The organism is Psychrobacter sp. bablab_jr014 (assembly GCF_016464015.1).
GTDB lineage: Bacteria > Pseudomonadota > Gammaproteobacteria > Pseudomonadales > Moraxellaceae > Psychrobacter.
The window spans coordinates 32,377-48,732 of sequence record NZ_JACDXT010000019.1 but is presented as its reverse complement, the minus strand read 5'-3'; the positions used below and the strand labels follow the sequence as shown (position 1 = coordinate 48,732).

15 protein-coding genes are annotated in these 16,356 nt (G+C 48.3%); 8 read left to right on the top strand and 7 right to left on the bottom strand.

Going from position 1 to position 16,356, the window contains the following annotated elements:
• Positions 1-21: 21 nt before the first annotated feature.
• The 4 genes from JIE71_RS04885 to JIE71_RS04870 all read left to right on the top strand — a co-directional run bounded on the left by JIE71_RS04885 (position 22) and on the right by JIE71_RS04870 (position 4,053).
• Positions 22-792: a methionine ABC transporter ATP-binding protein gene (locus JIE71_RS04885; RefSeq protein ID WP_199507614.1), complete on the top strand. Its 771-nt coding sequence runs from the start codon at positions 22-24 to the stop codon at positions 790-792.
• A gap of 19 nt (positions 793-811) precedes the next feature.
• Entirely contained in the window at positions 812-1,498 is a 687-nt protein-coding gene (locus JIE71_RS04880; RefSeq protein WP_416232009.1) for a methionine ABC transporter permease, read from the top strand.
• A 343-nt stretch (positions 1,499-1,841) separates the two neighbouring features.
• Positions 1,842-2,825 carry a MetQ/NlpA family ABC transporter substrate-binding protein gene (locus tag JIE71_RS04875; RefSeq protein WP_199507613.1) on the top strand — a complete coding sequence of 328 codons (984 nt, stop codon included), beginning with the start codon at positions 1,842-1,844 and terminating at the stop codon, positions 2,823-2,825.
• Positions 2,826-3,204: 379 nt separating this feature from the next.
• Entirely contained in the window at positions 3,205-4,053 is an 849-nt protein-coding gene (locus tag JIE71_RS04870) for an aldo/keto reductase (RefSeq protein WP_199507612.1), read from the top strand.
• A gap of 106 nt (positions 4,054-4,159) precedes the next feature.
• Here JIE71_RS04870 and ccmE read toward each other — a convergent pair whose 3' ends face one another.
• The 5 genes from ccmE to ccmA form a co-directional block, all read right to left on the bottom strand.
• Complete coding sequence (gene ccmE / locus JIE71_RS04865) at positions 4,160-4,657, bottom strand: cytochrome c maturation protein CcmE (protein WP_199507611.1); 498 nt, start codon at positions 4,655-4,657, stop codon at positions 4,160-4,162.
• A 232-nt stretch (positions 4,658-4,889) separates the two neighbouring features.
• Positions 4,890-5,090 (bottom strand): heme exporter protein CcmD, encoded by a 201-nt coding sequence (ccmD, locus tag JIE71_RS04860; protein WP_199507610.1) that lies wholly within the window; start codon positions 5,088-5,090, stop codon positions 4,890-4,892.
• Positions 5,091-5,106: 16 nt separating this feature from the next.
• Positions 5,107-5,895 carry a heme ABC transporter permease gene (locus JIE71_RS04855; protein ID WP_199507609.1) on the bottom strand — a complete coding sequence of 263 codons (789 nt, stop codon included), beginning with the start codon at positions 5,893-5,895 and terminating at the stop codon, positions 5,107-5,109.
• A gap of 156 nt (positions 5,896-6,051) precedes the next feature.
• Complete coding sequence (locus JIE71_RS04850; RefSeq protein WP_199507608.1) at positions 6,052-6,753, bottom strand: heme exporter protein CcmB; 702 nt, start codon at positions 6,751-6,753, stop codon at positions 6,052-6,054.
• Between the two features lie 16 nt (positions 6,754-6,769).
• Entirely contained in the window at positions 6,770-7,399 is a 630-nt protein-coding gene (gene ccmA / locus JIE71_RS04845) for a heme ABC exporter ATP-binding protein CcmA (RefSeq protein ID WP_199507831.1), read from the bottom strand.
• A gap of 657 nt (positions 7,400-8,056) precedes the next feature.
• Between ccmA and JIE71_RS04840 the strand changes: the two genes are divergently transcribed.
• Positions 8,057-8,770, top strand: a complete 714-nt coding sequence (locus JIE71_RS04840; protein WP_199507607.1) for a YbjN domain-containing protein — start codon at positions 8,057-8,059, stop codon at positions 8,768-8,770.
• 57 nt (positions 8,771-8,827) lie between these two features.
• The gene (locus JIE71_RS04835; RefSeq protein ID WP_199507606.1) at positions 8,828-9,757 is read left to right on the top strand and encodes a histone deacetylase; all 930 of its coding nucleotides are present in this window, start codon (positions 8,828-8,830) and stop codon (positions 9,755-9,757) included.
• On the opposite strand, the gene JIE71_RS04830 is transcribed toward JIE71_RS04835, so the two are convergent.
• Together JIE71_RS04830 and coaBC are read right to left on the bottom strand one after the other, a co-directional pair.
• Positions 9,758-10,531 (bottom strand): sulfite exporter TauE/SafE family protein, encoded by a 774-nt coding sequence (locus JIE71_RS04830; protein WP_199507605.1) that lies wholly within the window; start codon positions 10,529-10,531, stop codon positions 9,758-9,760.
• A 45-nt stretch (positions 10,532-10,576) separates the two neighbouring features.
• On the bottom strand, positions 10,577-11,893 hold the full coding sequence (gene coaBC / locus JIE71_RS04825) for a bifunctional phosphopantothenoylcysteine decarboxylase/phosphopantothenate--cysteine ligase CoaBC (protein ID WP_199507604.1): 1,317 nt from the start codon (positions 11,891-11,893) through the stop codon (positions 10,577-10,579).
• A gap of 191 nt (positions 11,894-12,084) precedes the next feature.
• Between coaBC and radC the strand changes: the two genes are divergently transcribed.
• Together radC and JIE71_RS04815 are read left to right on the top strand one after the other, a co-directional pair.
• Complete coding sequence (gene radC / locus JIE71_RS04820; RefSeq protein ID WP_199507603.1) at positions 12,085-12,804, top strand: RadC family protein; 720 nt, start codon at positions 12,085-12,087, stop codon at positions 12,802-12,804.
• A gap of 245 nt (positions 12,805-13,049) precedes the next feature.
• Positions 13,050-15,878, top strand: a complete 2,829-nt coding sequence (locus JIE71_RS04815; protein ID WP_199507602.1) for an acyl-CoA dehydrogenase — start codon at positions 13,050-13,052, stop codon at positions 15,876-15,878.
• Positions 15,879-16,356 lie beyond the last annotated feature (478 nt).

Sequence of the window (16,356 nt, the reverse complement as noted above, 5' to 3'; positions counted from 1 at the left end):
TTATTGTATTTTGAGCACTCTATGAATGACATGATTGTCTTAAATGAGGTGACCAAGCGCTTTGCCAGTACGCCCACTGCGGACAGCCCAGCCAATGCGCCCCGCTACTTTACTGCGGTTGAGCCGACATCCCTTGCCATCAAGCAAGGCGAAATCTTTGGTTTGATGGGCTATTCAGGAGCAGGAAAATCAACCCTGTTACGATTAATCAATTTGCTCGAGCGTCCCAATAGCGGTCAAGTCGTGATAGACGGCGTTGACTTGATGGGTTTGTCTGCCAAAGATTTGCGCGTGGCACGGCACAATATCGGTATGATTTTTCAGCAGTTTAACCTGATGAGTAACCGCACGGTGTTTGAAAACGTGGCCTTTAACCTTCAAGTGTCAGGCTACCCAAGCGCGCAAATACATAAGCGCGTTATGGAGTGCTTGGAGATTGTGGACTTAAGCGACCGCGCTTCGCACTACCCTGCTCAGCTCTCAGGCGGACAAAAGCAGCGTGTGGGTATTGCCCGCGCCATCGCACCTAGCCCGAAAGTACTGCTTGCGGACGAGCCTACCAGTGCCCTTGACCCTGCGACGACGCGCAGTCTGTTAACGTGTCTGCACGACATTAACGAAAAGCTTGGCGTCACCATTGTGATTGTGACGCATGAGATGAGCGTGATTCGCCGCTTGTGTGACCGTGTGGCACTTTTACATAAAGGCTCACTGCTCGAAGTGGCCGACATCGCTGATGGTCAGATTCATGCCAACACTGAGATTGGTCAACGCTTAATCATCGAAGACTGATGCGCCAGGAGAAAAAACTATGTTAACAGGTGCAGAATTGTCCGCCTCGATAGACAGACTGCTAGAGCTGCGTAAAGAAATTTGGCAAGCGTCGCTAGAGACTTTTTTGATGCTCGGCATCTCGACCACGGTTGCGATTTTAATCGGTGGGTTGTTTGGTATTTTCTTGTTTTTGTCGAGTGACAAGCAGTTTTTGCAAAACAAAACCCTATACGGCATTTTAGGTGCGATTACCAACTTTATGCGCGCTTTCCCGTTTGTTATTTTGATGATTGCCATGAGTCCATTTACCAAGGCAATCGTTGGTACAGGCATCGGGCCAATCGCTGCGTCACTTGTGCTGGCTATTGCAGGCTCTTTTTATTTTGCTCGTTTGGTTGAGCAAAACTTGCGTGAAGTGCCGCGTGGCATTATGGAGGCGACCGAGTCGATGGGCGCGCCACCGATGACCATTATTAAAGTGCTGTTAAACGAAGCCCGCTCAGGTATGGTACTGTCAGTGACCATTTTGTGTATCAGCTTGCTGTCCTACTCGGCAGCAGCAGGTATGATTGGCGGTGGCGGTTTGGGTGATTTGGCCATCCGTTATGGCTATTATCGTTATCAAACTGAGGTTATGGTCTTTATCGTCTTGATGCTCTCTATCATGGTTATTGCCATTCAAGCCTTTGGTAATTGGCTGGCGACGCGCTTAGATAAGCGCTAAAATAGCCTCACGATAACCGTCAGGCGTTTAATAACACGGTCGCTGACGGCAGTAAACAAATACAGTAGCTGTTCTGGTGCCGCTATCGTAGCGCGGTACTAGGGCATGCCCCTAATTCAAGCGTTTATGACTAAATGGGCTAAAAATGGTTAAATCTTTGGCAAACGGTGTCAAATAGCTGGCTAATATCTTGATATTACCTGCGCTATTTTCCTTGTTTGCCTGCGATTTATCCATTTTTATCACCATTTTTAAAATAGGGACACGCCCTAGGCTGTATTTTGCGTTTTTGTTGATTTATATTTTTGCGTTTTTATTTTGTACATACTATCAAGGATATTTTATGAAACTAACAGACATCAGCCGCCAAGTGGTTGGCGCGTTTGCTATCGCTGGCGTATCAGGTTTGGTACTTGTGGGCTGCAATAATTCATCAGCCCCAGAAAGTACTACTGAAAGCACCACGACTGAGACCAGTGAAACCACTACAGCGACAGGTGACATCGACCCGAACCATACCAAAATCGTTATCGGCACGACCGAAGGCGACTTTGCAGATATGGTACGTAACCAAGTAAAAGGTACACTAGAAGCCCAAGGTTATGAAGTTGAGCTGGTGCCGTTCACCGACTACGTCCGTCCAAACAAAGCGCTTGCTGAAGGTGATCTTGACATCAATATCTTCCAGCACAAGCCATATTTAGACAACTTCAAAAAGGAAAATAACCTAGACTTGGTTGAAGTGTTCCAAGTACCAACCGCGCCACTGGGTCTATATTCTGGTAAGAAAACCAAACTAGACGAAGCCTACAAAGGTATGAGCGTCTCTGCGCCAAATGATCCAAGTAACTTTGCGCGTGCGCTGGTTATGATGCAAGATTTGGGCTGGATTACCCTAAAAGACGGTATCGACCCACTAACAGCATCAAAAGCGGACATCGCTGACAACAGCAAATACGATATCGATATCGTTGAGCTAGAAGCAGCGCAGCTGCCACGTGCGCGTGATGAAGTCGACTTTGCTATCATCAACGGCAACTATGCGACCGATGCTGGCATCAAACTGACTGACGCGCTAGCGCAAGAAGAAAGCTTTGCCTACATCAACTGGTCAGCGGTAAAAACTGCTGACAAAGATGCCAAGTGGCTACAAGACGTGACCGCAGCGTATAACTCTGACGAGTTCAAGCAATATGCGCACAAAACCTTCCCTGGCTACAAATATCCAAAAATCTGGGGTGAAGACCACAGCGCGCATATGGCTGGCGGCGACAAAGCAGCGGCTGACACTACCGCACCTGCACAACCCGAAGCGGCGGCTCAGTAAGCCTGTCTTTACATGACGTAAAGTCACTGCTTTTGTAGCACTGTCTGCCCTCATAAATACCCAACCCGTTCTGCTGGTTGGGTATTTTTTTGCTTTGTTATTGGCGATTTCATGACGTTACAGCCTGTGTGCCCTTTGTATGAAAGCGTCACCCGCCCTATCGTTGGCGCGTTATTTTTCTTATAGTAAATACGTTTTGTTTAAGCGGCACAGTCATTCACGATGCAATCAAATGAATATGCCGCTTAAACGATTCTTTTTTATTTTATGCACTTTTATTTTTAGACACGATAACAGTGATATGCGCAATAAAGCTGGCCTTTGTACCAGCGTATAACGAATAAATAAACCAAAATACAGACAACAATAAGGACGCATTATGAGTAATAAAACCTATAACATCCGCACCGCAGGTGAAGCCAACATTCCTGTACTGGGTCTTGGAACATGGCAATCAACAGGCGATGACTGCGTTGAAGTGGTCAGTAAAGCATTACAAATGGGCTATGAGCACATTGACACCGCACAGGCGTATGACAATGAAAAACAAGTCGGTGAAGGTATCAAAAAATCAGGCGTGGCACGCGATAAATTCTTTTTGACCACCAAAATCTTCCCTGATGATTTGAAGTTTCAGCCTGAAAAACTCAAAGAAGCCGCAAAACGTTCGCTAGAAAATCTAGATACCGATTATGTTGATCTGCTTTTACTGCACTGGCCAGATGACCGTGTGCCTTTATCAGAAACCATTCCTGCGCTGTGCGAGTTACAAAAGCAAGGTTTGACCAAGCATATTGGTGTCTCAAACTTCAATATTGAGCAAATTATCGAAGCCAAGAAATACGCGGACGTGCCACTGGTTGTCAACCAAGTGGAGTTCCATCCGTTTATTAAGCAAAGCACGCTACAGAGCTTTTTAAACAATCATCATATCTTGCTTGAAGCCTATTCACCGCTTGCGCGCGGCGATGTGTTTGATAATGAAATTATGAAAGAAATTGCTGATAAGCACGGCGTCAATCCAGCACAAATCTCTATCGCTTGGATTTTGTCAGATAAAGACCGCGTGGCGATTCCAAAAACATCGAATCCAGATCACTTACAAGGCAACTTAGACGCGGCGAAAATTACGCTCAGCGATGAAGACATCCAAAAGATTAATACGCTGGCCAGCAGCAATGGACGCAAGATTGAGCATCCTGATTACTCGCCTGAGTGGGATGACTGATACTTTATTTATCGTTGATACATGACACAAAGAAAGCCGCCTTGTTTAGCAAAGCGGCTTTTTTATGAACTCATTAGAATTTTTATTTTTACAATCAGTTATTCGTTCACTGTACCAGCGTTTCCGTTTGATGCACCTTTTCGGCAGGGTTGTACTGCTCAGAGCTGGGCATACCTTGGCGGTTGTTTTCTTTGAGGGATTTGGCGACCTCAGGCGGCATATAGTTTTCATCATGCTTAGCAAGCACTTCACCTGCGACAAAGGTTTCGCCCTGCATTTTACCTGTCGCGACCACGCCTGAATTTTCAGCAAATAAATCAGGTAAGATACCCTTATAAGTCACTGGAACGGTCGATTTAAAATCAGTAATGGCAAATTCGACATTGAGTGGGTCTGCCTCAGAGCGCTTGACACTGCCTGCAACCACCATGCCGCCTGCGCGGATGCGCTTATCTTGAGGCGCTTCACCTTGCGCGATGGCGGTGGCATCGAAGTAATAATCCGTCTGTTGACCAATAGCATACAGCACCAGCACTACAGCAACGGCAGCACCTGCCAGCGTAAATAAGACCCACATCAGTTTTTTGCGTCGAACAGCGTTCATTAAATGACCTCATTGATGAGTAGAGGACAGGCAGAATATGCCCATCTTGCCAAACCGTCCTTGGGTGGGAGTGCCTTATTTACCGAGTTAGGCAGCTTAGGCTTACAGCACGCTTATTCATCGTACCATGCGCGCATCCTTACGTGTGCTGCACGATAATAGCAGCAATCACGCTCGCTTTTCAAGCTGTTGATTTTTCTAAACTTTATAGCAAAAGAACAAGTGCAAAAACTTAGATAGACTTATTCGAGGCGCGCTGTGCTTGGCGTGCTTGCTGAATGGCAAGCTCTTTAAGTAGTGTCTGGCGCTGCTTGCGACTGTAGAGAATCAGCAGCAGCACCGCACCGATGGTAATGCCCCAGCACGACCAAACAAACACGCCGTGTTTGCCCATGGCAAAAAATTCAGACAAGCTATAAAAATAAGGCTGCATGGTGCATTCCTCGCAATTATTTGTGCTGTGCGCGCACGTATTCTTTGACCCATGCTTTGGCTTGGTCACGCGACAATATCAAAGTGTTGGTGCGGTAAATGGCAAGCGCTGCCACCAAAAGATAACTGCCAATCATCATGAGCAGCAGCGGCATCCACATGTCCGCTGACATTTTGGGTGCTTCGGTTAAGGTAAAGGTTGCGCCTTGATGCAAGGTGTTCCACCACTCGACCGAGTATTTGATAATCGGCAAATTGACCGCGCCGACAATAGAAAGTATCGCTGCGGCCTTGCCACGATTGGAGGTATGCTCAAAAGCCGCAAACAATGCCATCACGCCTGCGTACAAAAATGCTAAAATCAGCATCGAGGTCAGGCGCGCGTCCCATACCCAGTACGTGCCCCACGTTGGCTTTGCCCAAATCGAGCCTGTTAGTAGGCTAATCACGCAAAGTAAAAAACCAATCGGTGCCAATGCTTGCGCGACCAAATTGGCGGTTTTAATTTTCCAAACTAAGTAAATAACCCCAAGTACGGCAAGGGCAAAATAAATCGAGATAGCAAGGCTCGCGGCTGGCACGTGAATAAAGATAATACGGTAGCTGTTGCCTTGCAAATAATCAGGCGGCGCAAACGCCAAGCCCCAAACGCTGCCTATCAATAAGCACAAACCCGCCAGCAGCGACAGCCACTTGACCCACGGCGCAAAGATATGAAAAAACTGCTTGGTACCCACAGTAATCAAAAATCCCTGCCACAGACGTTGCCAGAGATTTGGGGATGAAACGTTTTTTAAGTTGGGCATGGTATTGACCTATTGCACAGCATGGTAATAAGAACCCGTCATCGCATCAAAGCGGCCGAGGCGATGGGCATCTGTCAGGCATATTATAGCAAAATTGCCCGTTTTCAACATATTCGTTGGCACGCTTGCGCGTCGTGTTGGCATAAAAGACACGCCTTAGTTGAGCCATGCCATCTTGAGTGTCACCGCAATCGCCCACGGCATAATCAGCACCGACATAATGCTGCCTGCCAGTAGTAGCGCAAAAATGGGTAAGCCATTGAGTCCTGTGGCGAACAAATCGACCGCCCCTGTAGCAAAGATTAAGACTGGCAGCTGCATCGGCAGCGCGATAAGGGGCACCAGCACCGCGCCATTTTTTAAAGACAAAGTGAGACTGCTGGCGATGGCGGAGAGCATGAGCAGCATGGGACTGCCAACCACGATAGACGCCATTAATACGCCTGCTTCGCCCCAACTGATACCAAACATCGGCACGGCGAGCAAGCTCAGCAGCGCCACAAAACCACTACTAAATAGCCAATGAATACTCAGACGAATCAGCACCCATAGCGGAATCGACGCCCGTGCGACCACCAACTGTGCCAGTGTGCCATTATCTAAGGCAGGCTTAAACAAGCCATCCACGCCCATCACCAATGATATCAGCGCGGCAATCCACACCGCCGACACGCCAAGGCGTTGCAGCATCTGCGGCTCGCTACCAAGGGCCAATGGAAACAAGGTGATAATCACCAAAAACAACACGAGCGGATACAGCCACTGCACCGCCCCTTGCTGCTTGAGCTGCCACTCGCGCCGCCACATCTGCCCAAAACCAATCGTTTGGGCGCGCGCTGCCAAGGTTGCGCTACTCATCTTGGACTCCTCATCTCTATACCATATAAGTAGACAAATCTAGCGTCTGATTGGCAACCGAGACGGTTTGATGACTGGTCATTACTATCGCCCCGCCTGCCTGCACAAAGTCTTGCAACTTGTCTTCCATACGCGCCACCATAGCCACGTCGAGCGCGGTAAACGGCTCATCGAGTAGCCAAAGCGGTGTCACCTCAGGCGTCAATAAATACAAGCGTGCAAGCGTAATGCGCCGCGTCTGCCCTGCGGACAGATGGCTTGAACTGATACTTTCAAAACCTGCCAGCCCTACCCAAGATAATGCCGCGTCAATTTCGTCACCGCTTGGGTTGATACCATAAAGGTTGAGTAAAAACCGTAGATTTTGTGCCACGGTCAGATTGGGATGAATGCCCAGCTGATGCGATACATAGACAGGTTGAATGGGCAGACTTTCTTCACCCAAATACATTGTCGTGCCTGTTAGGACAGGCAGTAACCCTGCCAGCTGCATCAATAGCGTGGTTTTTCCCGTGCCATTGGCGCCAATCAAATGACAGATACTGCCTGCACGCAGCGACGCATGGACACCCTCGCACAGCGCGATTTCTCCCCGCTGTACGGTCCAATTATCCAAAACCAATACCGCATCGGCAGGCGCTGTCATCGTCATTTGGCGTATCCGTTGTTGCTGATCTATGACTTAAGTCAGTTAAGTCACGTTGTTTGAGGGTTACTCGTTTCAAACCGTACAGTATAACAAATTGTCCCTTTGCCCACACATCTGATTCAAAAAAGCGCCGCAAAATCCTGCGACATTGACAACTGAGTAATGACCGCTAATGCGGATGTTTGCGCGAGTACCTAGCCATGATTTTATCGCCTCCAAGCGCCTGACTGTCGGATGCTAGGGTGCTATGACTGGCTTAGTTACCACTTATATGAGATGCTACAGTATAGCCCTTGTTCTTGCATTGATAGGGATTTATGATTTGCGCTTTGCGCAAGCTGCTCACTAGGGCGTGTTGACCATTCGACCATGGCACTGACAGCGACTATTTTTTAGGCGATTCGAGGTTAAAAATAATAAGTTTAGTCATTCTAAGCGCTTATTTTTAACGATGAAGCGGCAAAAAAGAGTCCTGTCCCCTGCTTTTATCATTGGGGCTGATGCTAAAATTGCCCCATACTGCGTTACAAATCTCGCTAAGGCATCTGCATTATCGTCGCTTTGTGCCTTGTCTGGAACAATTTTAGCAATCAGCAGTGCCTATTTGCGAATGTTCAACACGCCCTATATTTACGAATAAAGATAAGCCTACTTATGAGTCAAAATAATAAAATATCTCTTTGGCAAAGAATCAAACAGTTTTTTGAACCTGAACCTGCGCCTGTACCAGAGCAGCGTCCCACCGCGCGTGCTATAGAGAACAGCAAGGCGGATACCTCAGAACCCATGACTCCGATCTCTGAGCCGACTACCACAACAGCAGCCAGCACAGACAAACACAATACCCCCATCGCCGATGAGCTAAAGCGTTATTTTGATAAACAAGAATGGCAATACAGCGAATATGGCGCAAAGGCAGACGACTCACAGCAGACCACGCATTTGTCTTTGCGCATGCGTCATAAAGGCATTGAATGTGGTTACCTGTTTCGCATTCAGGAGCGTAACGGCTTACTGGCGGTGTATGGGATTTTGCCGTTTACCATTCCTGACAGTCACAAAAGCGCGGCACTGCTGCTGCTCACGCAAATCAACTATGACATGATTGTGGGCAATTTAGAAATGGATGTGAACGACGGCGAAATACGCTACAAAAATGCGCTGGATGTCGAAGTGATGGGCATCAGCCCTCAGATTATCGACCATCTGCTACAAAGTGTGGTGGCAATGACGACAGTCGCCTATGAGGTGTTTAATGACTTATTAAATACCAGCGCGCCTGCCAGCGATATCGAGACACTATTACAAGAGCTCCAGCAAGAAGCCGATGCGCGCACGTTTTTTTTACCTACCGACTCGGTGCAATAGTCGCAACAGCGATAGCAACAACCGTTACGCCTTTATTTACCCCAAAAAGAGTGATGTATGCTAAAGATTGCTTATTCTGAGATTTTTCGCTATCAAGTGCCCGAAAAGCACCGCTTTCCTATGCAAAAATACACCATGATACCTGAGCGCTTGCTCGCAGAGGGGACTATAACGACTGCGAATTTTTTTGCGCCACGTGCCTTAACTGAAGATGAAATCTTAACCACACACACCGCTGACTACTGGCGCAAGCTAAAGACCCAAACCCTAACCGCAAAAGAAGCGCGTCCGATTGGCTTTGAGATGACGCCAAGACTGGTCGAGCGCGGACGCCATATTGCGCACGCCACCTATCAATGCGCGCTCTATGCCAAAGAATACGGCATCGCCATGAATGTCGCAGGCGGTACGCATCATTCGTTTGCCGACCACGGTGAGGGCTTTTGTGTATTTAATGATGTGTGCATCGCCAGCAACCTGCTGCTGTCTCGCGGGGAAGCAGAGAAGATTTTAATCGTTGATTTGGACGTGCATCAAGGCAATGGTAACGCAAGCATCATGGCGGATGAGCCACGCGTCTTTGTGTTTAGCATGCATGGCGCAAAGAATTATCCGTTTCGTAAGCCGCCGTCTGATTTAGACATCGAGCTGCCCAACGACACAGACGATGCCGCTTATCTTGGTATTTTAAAAGACACCTTGCCGCGCTTAATTAAAGAGGTCGCACCCGATATGATATTTTATCAATCGGCAGTCGATGTCTTGGCAACGGATAAGCTCGGTAAATTGGCGCTGACGAGGGCGGGCTGTTACGAGCGCGACCGCTTTGTATTAAGCCAAGCCAAAGACGCAGGCATCCCTGTCGCAGTGGTCATGGGTGGTGGCTATTCTGAAAATATTGACGATGTGGTCGAAGCGCATTGTAATACGTTTCGCTTGGCGCAGGCGTTGTTTTTTGCGCCGCAGTCTGCCGCGCTACAAATGTGATTATACCAGTAGCGCGGTCACTCCTTGCCAAGCCACACGCACACCCAAAATACTGATAATCAATAAAATCAGTTGGCGAAAGCGTGCTTGTGAGAGGTAGCGGCGCAGATAAATACCCAGCCACAGCATCACTACCGATACCGCGCTCAAAAGTGCAATCAGCTGCCAATCAGGCGCGCTTAATGCGCCAATTTGCTCACGTAAGACGATAATCTGCGCAACTTTGCCAAAGAAGTAACACAAATTACCCACCTTGGCGATGGTGTTTTTATCATCACTGATTGACAACAGATACATCATCAAAATGGTAGACATGGCGTTGGTCGAGCCGCCGATAATGCCTGCAAGTAGCCCTGCGCCGATTAAAGATGCGCGGGTATTGGGCAAGCGAATTTTCTTACCGAGCAAACTGCTGATGACATAATAGGCAATCACTGCCGCAAGCAATAATAGTAAATAAGTACTGTCAATCCATAGCAGCATTTGTGCGCCAATTACGCCACCAACAAGGCTGACCAGTGCCAAGAGCCAATAGTGCTTCAGGTAATAGACGGCGTTATACCACAGACCATGTCCGCCCACCAGCCACGTCATGAGATTCATAAGCATCGAGGGAAACAGCACCAGCACAATGGCGTGTGACAACGGATACATGCTCGCCAGCGCCGTGGTGGTCACTAAGGTCGAGCCGAGTCCACTGATGCCATGCAACAATGCTGCCGCCGCAAAAATCAATGTCAGCAGCTGCGTCTGTACTTCCGTGTGCTCGTTCATAGCAGCGCCTTATCCTTGGATGCTAAGTAAAATGCTCAATAATCGCTATGCGTATTCGGGCAATAATGCACCGATAAGCGCGGTTAATTGTGTAGCAATATTGTCTTTACTCGCCTTCTCCAGCGTCACGGCGTCTTTTTGATAGCGCTCAGCAAAAAATACGCGCATCGCATTGTCATCACTGGCAAAACCAATATCGCTGCGTGAGACATCATTACAAGCAATCATATCCAGCTTTTTGGCAGCCAGCTTGCCGCGCGCGTAATGCTCAACGTCTTGGGTTTCCGCAGCAAAGCCGACCACAAATAAATCAGGATAATCGGCCGAAATGGTCGCTAAGATATCGGGATTTTTGACCAGCTCAAGTACCATATTGTCTTGGGTCTTTTTAATCTTTTGCGGGGCAGCATCACGGGTGCGATAGTCGGCGACGGCAGCGGTAGCGATAAAAATATCCGCGGGACGCGGCGTATGGTCGTGGTCGTGGTCGTGGTCGTGGTCGTGGTCGTGGTCGTGGTCGTGGTCGTGGTCACAGCATAATACATCAGGATGCGTGCCTTCAACACAAGCGGCGCTGGTTGCTAACATCTCAGCAGCATCACGCACATCAATACGCGTCGCACCAATCGGCGTCTCAAGCGCCACTTTGCCGCCCACAATCAGTATCACTTCAGCACCTGCCGCCACGCACGCCCGCGCAAGCGCAAAGCCCATTTTGCCAGAAGAGTGATTGGACAAATAACGCACAGGATCAATCGCTTCAATCGTTGGGCCTGCGGTAATGACCACGCGCTTATCTGCTAAGACTTGCGGCGTAGCTTGTTGGGCACAAAAATGCAGCACTTGCGCAAATAGCATCTCAGGCTCAGGCAAACGCCCCGCTCCGACATCACCACACGCCTGCTCGCCACTATCAGGCAGGATAATGTGATAGTTCAGGTCACGCAGCGTGGTGACGTTCAGCTGTACTGCTGGATGCGCCCACATCTGCTGATTCATTGCAGGGGCAATCAAGACAGGCGCAGTCGTCGCCAAGCAAACGGTGGTCAATAAGTCATCCGCCGCGCCCATACACAGACGCGCTAGCGTATTGGCGGAGGCTGGCGCAATCACTACCAAATCTGCCCATTTTGCCAGCTCAATATGTCCCATGCCTGCCTCAGCGCGCTCATCCAGCAAAGAGGTATGTACCTCATTACCCGTCAAAGCCTGCAACGTCAGCGGCGTGATAAATGCCTGCGCGCCTGTGGTCATCACCACGCGCACCTCAAATCCTGCTTTGATTAATAAACGGGCAAACACAGCCGACTTATAAGCGGCAATGCCCCCTGTGATGGCAAGTAAAATATTGGTCGTTGGCATAACAAAGGTCACAAAAAAGAAAAGAGAAACGCAAGCATAAGCGTAGGTAAAAAAGAACAACTATAGTAACAATTCTGGCCTAGGTTGGGTAAAATTTTCTTGACCAACTATTTTTTAATGACTTTTATCGACTTATTTATAAAAAATCGCCATACTGAGCTTTTTATGATTTTGCTGGGGACGCTTGGGTTATGGCAATTAAAGACTGGCACATTGATGATAGACCACGAGAAAAGCTACTTAATTTAGGCGCGGCGCATTTAACGGATGCTGAAATCTTGGCCATATTTTTGCGCACGGGCACCGCGTCATTGTCGGCTATTGAGCTTGCGCGCACGTTGATTGAGGAGTTTGGTAGTTTGGCGGAGCTTTTGGGCGCACCAAAAGAGACGGTACTTGCTTGTCACGGCATGGGGCCTGCCAAATACGCACAAATCATCGCATCACTTGAGATGGGCACGCGCTATTTGGGTAGCCAGCTAAAAGCCAAGCCCAACTTTTCGCATGCCGAGATGGTCAAGTCGTATCTTAGCACCCAACTGCGCCGCGAGCGCCGTGAAGTATTTGCGCTCTTGTCACTCGATAATGGGCTACAGATGCTCGATTTTACGGTGTTGTTTACTGGTGGGATTGCGTCTTGTTCGGTGTGCATCAAAGCTGTTTTGCGCCATGCGCTCAATCACAGTGCCACGCAGCTTATTATCGCGCACAACCATCCGCACACGAGTGCTGCGCCATCAAAAGCCGATAATGAGCTAACGGCACGCTTGGCAGAGGCCGCTGCGCTGATTGACATGCGTCTGATTGATCATATTATCATTGGTCGCAATGATGTGTTTTCTTATACCGAAAACAGACTTCTGCTCAATAATAAAGGCGTGGATACAGATTGTAGACACAGCGTAGCATGATTGATATTGATACGCATTACCATTTTTTACATAGTAGAAGATAACTTTATTACAACATTGTTCAGAGAATGTGAGTAACTATATTATAATCCTTACAGCTACCTACATAATTAAGCGTCAGATGCATCGGTTTCTTTGTACTTTATTGTGTTACATGACTATAGGGTTTTATAAACAAGTCGTGACTTAGGGTTTATTTAGCGCTTATTATTGGTTTTTACTCATGCTTTGTTAGGGAGACAATCATGGCGATTGGCTTATTTCTTTTAGCAGTCCTCATCCAACTTGCCGTCGTCTTGGTCATCTTTTTGCTGTCCTTGTCGCGCACTACAGGTAGCGTGCTCACAATCATCGCCGTGCTGCTGACCATCTATATCAGTCCGTGGGCACTGGTTGTCGGTGTGCCAATTATTCTTTTGTGCTTAATCTTACTTATTGACCCCATTCGTCAATCCTTAATTACCAAACCGACATATAAGGCACTGTCAGGCGCGATGCCAAGCATGAGCGACACTGAGCGTGAGGCGCTGGATGCGGGCACCAGCTGGTGGGAAAAAGAGCTGTTCATGGGCGCGCCCAACTGGAAAACCTTTGCCGATTATCCGTACCCCCTGTTGTCCGAGACCGAGCAGCGCTTTCTTGATAATGAGGTTGAAACCTTATGCTCGATGCTTGATGAGTGGGAGATTCAAAACACGCATAAAGGTTTGCCGCCGCATATTTGGCAGTTTATTAAAGACAGCGGCTTACTTGGTTTGATTATCCCTAAAGAATATGGCGGACTTGAGTTTAGTGCCTACGCGCAAAGCCGCATCATGAGTAAAATCGCCTCACGCTCGCCTACGGCTGCAGTCAGCTGCATGGTTCCCAATTCGCTTGGTCCTGGTGAGCTTTTAATGCACTACGGTACAGACGCGCAAAAACAGCGCTGGTTGCCCGGACTTGCCTCAGGTGCTGAGATTCCGTGTTTTGGTCTGACAGGCCCTGAAGCTGGCTCGGACGCAGGTGCGATTCCTGATACGGGTGTGGTGTGCTACGGTCAGCACGAAGGACAGAACGTGCTCGGTTTACGCATGACCTTTTCTAAGCGCTGGATTACCTTAGCGCCGATTGCGACTGTTGTGGGCTTGGCGTTTAAACTTTATGACCCTGAAGGACTGCTTGGTGATGCCAATAAAAGCGATTACGGCATTACCTGTGCGCTGATTCCTGCCAGTCACGAAGGCGTCATCACAGGCGCGCGTCATCATCCCAGTGGCTCGCCCTTTATGAACGGCACGGTCGATGGCAAGGATGTGTTTATCCCGCTTGATTACATCATCGGCGGCGTAGACAATGCAGGACGCGGCTGGCGCATGCTGATGGAATGCCTCGGCGTCGGGCGTGGTATCTCTTTACCTGCGTTATCGACGGCGTCAAGCGAAATGGCATACTTAAATGTCGGCGCGTTTGCCAAAGTGCGTGAGCAATTTAAAATCTCTGTCGGTAAGTTTGAAGGGGTGCAAGACGTTACCAGCCGTATGGCAAGCCAAACCTATATGCTAGAGGCATTTCGTCATTTGGTCACTTGCGGTCTCAACCAAGGCGGCACACCATCAGTGATGACCGCAATGGCAAAATATTATGCCACCGAAACCATGCGCGGCGTAATTAATGACGGTATGGACGTGGTCGGCGGGCGCGCCATTCAGATGGGGCCGCGTAACTTCTTAGCAACAGCTTATCAAGCGATTCCTGTCTCTATCACGGTTGAGGGCGCGAATATTCTCACGCGCTCATTGATGATTTTTGGTCAAGGGGCGATGCGCTGTCATCCGTACTTGTTTGATGAATTGCAACTGCTGCAACAAGAAGACAAATCTGGTGCAATAAAAGACTTTGATACCTTGTTCTTTAAGCATTTGGGCTACACCTTTAATCGCGGTGCAAAAGCATTTGTCGCAGGCTACTTGGGCGGCAGCAATAAAGTACCGCGCTTTGCCAATAAGTTTACCCGCCCCTATTATCAGCACGTCAACCGTTTGAGCGCAGGTTTTGCCTTGACTGCGGATATGGCGCTCGGTTTACTCGCAGGTGATTTAAAGCGTAAAGAGATGCTATCAGGACGCCTTGCTGACATCCACGCGCACTTATTTATCATCACCGCAATCTTGCAGTTTTATCAGCATGGCAGCCAGTCCGAGGCCGAGCGTTTGCACGCACGTGTTGCCCTTGATGACAGCCTATACGCCATTCAAGAAGCGTTTTTTGCCTTTTTTGCCAACTTCCCAAATCGTATGGCAGCCAAATTAGTACGCTTTGTCACCTTCCCCACAGGTCGTATCTTTAGCCCTGTTAATGACGAGCTAAAGCGCCAGCTGGGTGATGTGTTTATGGCGGATGGCGTGGACAATCCATTCCGCGATTACCTGAAAAAAATGGTTTATTACAATACTAACCCTGATGACATCACAGGTCGCTTGGAGAGCACGTATCAAGCTTTGCTCGGCGTTGAGCCGTTATGGCAGCGCTTTAAAAAGGCGGAGCATCATGGCGAGTTTGCAGGTTTAAGTTTTGAAGACCATGTGGTATCGGCCAGCCAGCAAGCGTTTATCACCGAAGAAGAGGCAGAAGTGTTGATTGAATACAATGCCATGCGCTTTGATTCGCTATTGACCGATGTGTTCGATGAGCAGTTAGAGCACGCGCTTGAACGTCCAAATCCGCACAATATTGACAATGCGGTGTATCAGCTGACCGACTATGCCGAGCGTAAAGCCCGTTTTCAGGCGTTGGTCAGCGCGGCAGCGGAGCCTGATACAGAAACGCACAGCGGCGATGAAAACCCCAATCATGGCTATGAGCCAGATGGTGATGTGAAAACGCAAGAGCAGCAGCACGCACCTACTGAAGCGATGCAGCAAACCAATTTTAACCAGTCAAATCCTGACGAAGAAGCACTGGCGCACCGTTACCGCGATGCCGAATCCACACTGAGCGAGCGCATGAGTCGCAATCATTCTTCTTTAAAGGACTACGACACCGATGCCATATCTACTGATGAGTCAGAGCGTGATGAGGATAAGCGTAACTGATTACTTTGGTTGAGTGTGTATATGTTCGTCATTTTTTAGCGCCTGTCTTTAACTTAAACGTTGAAGACGGCATCTCTAGAAATGAGAATATTTTGAAGTGACGCGCCGTATGTTGGCGCGTTTTTGGTTTAACTTTTATGCATTCATAGAAAAACTTTTGTTTATTATGGTTTTTAAAAGGGGTACCATAATAGGCATACAAAATGTATAGGCAAGCTCCTTTACAGGTTCTTAATTAAAAGGATTTAAGACAAAGTAGGCAGTCATCATGTGCCAAAGCGAACCAATTGGTTGTAAAAATATCTTGCAGTGACGCTGCAAATGCTTTTATAGTGTCGCCGGCAATTGGCGCTAGTGATTGCTAAAAGACAGTTATAGACATAGTGTGACGCACCATGACAAGGAGGTTTTGACCGCTACTAAAGGTCAACATGGCCTGTATCCTTTGCATGTTGCTAAGCAGTATGCAAGACCAAGG